We start from the raw sequence: 3,514 nt of genomic DNA on the forward strand, positions 1-3,514 counted from the left end.
CGGCCTCTTCCGCTTCGAAGGGGTCAGCCAGCGCTCGGTCATCATCGAGCAATACGAAGGTGTCCTGAGCCTTCTGCCCTCCGTCCCCCTCGGCGGCCCGGCCACCTTCGGCACGCGCGAGGGCCGGTCCATGCGGTCCTTCGCCTTGCCGTGGATCCCGCATGACGACGTTGTCCTGCCTGCCGATCTTCAGGGCCAGCCCGCGCTGGGCGCGTTCGACGCGGCCGATCCCCTCGTCGAGGTGATGAACCGCAAGCTCATGCTGATGCGCCGCAAGCATGCCCAGACGCGGGAATACATGGAAATGAACGCGCTGCGCGGCATCGTGAAGGACGGCGCGGGCACCACCCTCTACAATTACTTCACCGAATTTGGCCTGGCACAAATCTCGGTCGACTTCGTCCTCGGCACGGCTGGCACGAACGTGCAGGCCAAGGTCCGCGAGGTGCTGCGCGCCGTCGAGGACAACCTTCTGGGCGAGGCGATGACCTCGGTCCATGCCCTCGTCAGCCGCGAATTCTTCGACAAGCTGATCGCGCACCCCAAAACCGAAGAGGCCTACAAGTTCTACGCCGCCACCGGCGCCCAGCCGCTGCGCGAGGATGTGCGGCGCAACTTCCCCTTCGGGGGCATCCTCTTCGAGGAATATTCCGGCACCGTCACCCTCTCGACCAAGGTCCCCGAACGGCTGGTCCCGGCGAACGAGGGCATCGCCTTCCCCTTGGGCACGATGGACACCTTCACCACCTATGGCGGCCCGGCGAACCTGCTGGAGACCGCCAACACCATCGGCCTGCCGCTCTATGCGCGTCAGCATCTCGACGAGAAGGGCCGCTGGATCGACGTGATGACCGAGGCCTCGATCCTGCCGGTGAACAAGCGCCCCCGGCTGGCGATCCGCCTGCACACTTCGAACTGACGGGCCTGCTCATGTCTGTCTTCGCCGCCGCCATGGACCGCATCTTCACCCATGCTGCCATGGCGGCCCCGGCCCTCTGGATCTCGGCCACCACCTCCGAGGAACGCCCGATCCGCATCATCCGCCGCGCCCCGGATCGCGTGACCGACTTCGGCGCTGGCCGGTTCGTCAGCGACACTACGGTGGTAGACGTGCGCGTGGCGGACCTGCCCACCCCGCGCCCGGGCGATGTGATCGTCATCGGCGCGGAGAGCCATGTCATCCAGGGGGAACCGCTGCGCGACCGCGAACGGCTGATCTGGACCCTCGATCTCCGCCCGGCGTGAACCGCGATGAAACTGAAGCTCACCATCGATCCTGACATCGTCGCGATGATGCAGGCGGAAATCGCTGCGGGCGAGAAGGCCGTCACCACCGCCATGCGCGAGGCAGGCGCGGGCCTGAAATCCGCCTGGCGTAGCCAGATCACCGGCGCGGGGCTGGGCACCCGGCTCGGCAACTCGATCCGGCTGGCCACCTATCCCAAGGGCGGCGAGAGCCTGAACGCCGCGGCGCTGGTCTGGTCGAACGCCCCGGTGATCGTCGGCGCGCATGACGCCGGACCACTCATCCGGTCGCGCAACGGCTTTTGGCTGGCCATCCCCACCCCGGCCGCTGGCAAATCCACGCGCGGCGGCCGCATTACTCCCGTCGAATGGGAACGCCGCACGGGGCTGCGGTTGCGGTTCATCTACCGCCGCCGGGGTCCGAGCCTGCTGGTGGCCGAGGGGCGGCTCAACAGCAAGGGACGCGCAGTGGCGTCACGCGCAAAGACTGGCCGCGGGCTGACCACCGTGCCGATCTTCCTCCTGGTGCCGCAGGTCAAGCTGCGGAAGCGACTGGATCTGGCGCGGGATGCGGAAAGAGCCATCGACCGCGTGCCGGGGCGGATCGTGGCGGGGTGGGTAGAGGAGAAAGGAAGCGGACTTCTGCGATAGGGACGGATACAACATCGATATCGCGGCGGCAGCACGAGCCAGACAACCAAGTTACAGCGGTAGTTCGGGGGCGTATCAATCCCAACGATCAACCCAACTGTATTGCGGAGGGATAGTTGCGTTCTGGATCAGATCAGGATTGACGATCTCCTGCCCGTCGCAGATCAGCACGGCTGGGCCAACGCAACGATGCTGATACCTTGAGGCTATTTGGTCGGAGAAACTCATCACCTTCTTAGACATTTGCATCGGCGACGTGCTGGACGGATGTGGCAGCTTTGGAGACGGGAACACAACCAGATGGTCATAGATCAGCGCAATAGGAAAATAATCGGTCCTAAAGCGCATTAACCCAATGCAAGGATTGGCAATCTCTCTTGTCGGCACCTCAATAAGATAATTCCAATACATGAGCTCAGTATCTGGATTCAGAATTTGCTGCCGGACGATGTCCAAGGACGATTGAAGCACGAACGAGTAGCCAAAGTTCTTGAACCAAAGCCCATAGGCTGCAGTCAGAAAACCTACTTTGAGTGAGTTTTCGTTGCTGAAAACTGGCAGCCCTGTTGTGATAGAAATCTTCGCTGGCTTTGGACCATTCCAATGAGCTTCGAAGTCGACCGGATTTGATCTTCTTCGATCAGTTGTAAATTCAAGCGCTCCATCGTCTGCGATAGAAAGTGATCCGTTTAAGGTCCGACCATCAGCCTTCAACTGTGCGCGCTGCTTCTTGGGATCGGAATGGAAAAGTCCATTTCCTTCGTTTAACTCAATCCAGTCTGACAACCACCGCGTCTGTTTGTGCCCAAACGAGCTATTGCACGTCTTGCAAAGGAATGTCGTTATCTTCCCGCCGCATGAGTCTGGAACTATGTGCTCTTCGGTGATCTCTTTGCTAGATATTGGGTAGTCGCGAAGACATGTTGGACAACGGAAAAGCCCGCGCAGTTCATACTTGAAGCGGGTTAGCTCCTGCGAAATTTCCAACAAGGATGCAGACCTAAGATCAGTTGCCATGAAACACCTACAAAGCGGTGCATCATGCTAAGTCTTGCATCCCTTCCTTGCAACGTGGCCTTCACGCGGCGAGCGTAAACGGACTTCTTGTCCGCAAAGACCTCAATCCACCAAACGCCCCTTGGACATCAAATGCCCACCACCCGCGAGACCGTCCTCGCCGCGCTGCACGCGCGGCTGCAGCCGCTTGCCGCCCTCACCCTGCGCGACGAGGTCCTGCCCGAACGGATCCCAACTGCCGGTCTGATCATCCTGCGCGACGGCCAGCCGGGCGAGCCGGAGGTAACGCTGTCGCCGCTGCGCTACCACTACCAGCACCGGGCAGAACTTGAAGTCGTCGTCCAGGCTGGCACCGGCCGTGCCAGTACCTTCGACGATCTGATCGGCGCAATTGGTGCAGCGCTGGACGCTGACCGCACCCTCGGCGGCCTCTGCGACTGGGTCGAGCCCGAGGCCCCGGCCTCAGTCGATCTGCCCGTCGAAGGCGCTGCGGCCCTGAAGGCGGCGGTGATTGCCGTCGTCCTGCATTACACCACGACCTGCCCTCTGGCCTGACACACCACATCCAAGGAGACCCCCATGGCACGCGCACACGGCGCGC

5 protein-coding genes and 1 pseudogene are annotated in these 3,514 nt (G+C 62.0%); 4 read left to right on the forward strand and 2 right to left on the reverse strand.

The genetic code is table 11. The annotated features are described in order from the left end of the window. From E3D03_RS20165 to E3D03_RS20175, 3 genes are all read left to right on the forward strand, one after another. The coding region (locus E3D03_RS20165; RefSeq protein ID WP_263568438.1) for a major capsid protein at positions 1-919 on the forward strand (919 nt) is incomplete at its 5' end. 11 nt (positions 920-930) lie between these two features. After that, complete coding sequence (locus E3D03_RS20170; protein ID WP_097031969.1) at positions 931-1,245, forward strand: hypothetical protein; 315 nt, start codon at positions 931-933, stop codon at positions 1,243-1,245. Positions 1,246-1,251: 6 nt separating this feature from the next. After that, entirely contained in the window at positions 1,252-1,896 is a 645-nt protein-coding gene (locus tag E3D03_RS20175) for a DUF6441 family protein (RefSeq protein WP_263568439.1), read from the forward strand. Positions 1,897-1,971: 75 nt separating this feature from the next. Here E3D03_RS20175 and E3D03_RS20180 read toward each other — a convergent pair whose 3' ends face one another. Further along, a complete protein-coding gene (locus tag E3D03_RS20180) occupies positions 1,972-2,682 on the reverse strand; it encodes a hypothetical protein (protein ID WP_263568440.1) in 711 nt (236 codons plus the stop codon). Further along, positions 2,683-2,913 (reverse strand): annotated as a pseudogene (locus E3D03_RS21430) (HNH endonuclease); the annotation flags it as partial. It abuts the gene before it with no gap. Positions 2,914-3,045: 132 nt separating this feature from the next. Between E3D03_RS21430 and E3D03_RS20185 the strand changes: the two are divergent. Next, entirely contained in the window at positions 3,046-3,468 is a 423-nt protein-coding gene (locus E3D03_RS20185; protein ID WP_263568441.1) for an acyl-CoA transferase, read from the forward strand. Positions 3,469-3,514 lie beyond the last annotated feature (46 nt).

This window comes from Paracoccus sp. DMF (assembly GCF_004407025.1).
Classification (GTDB): domain Bacteria; phylum Pseudomonadota; class Alphaproteobacteria; order Rhodobacterales; family Rhodobacteraceae; genus Paracoccus; species Paracoccus aminovorans_B.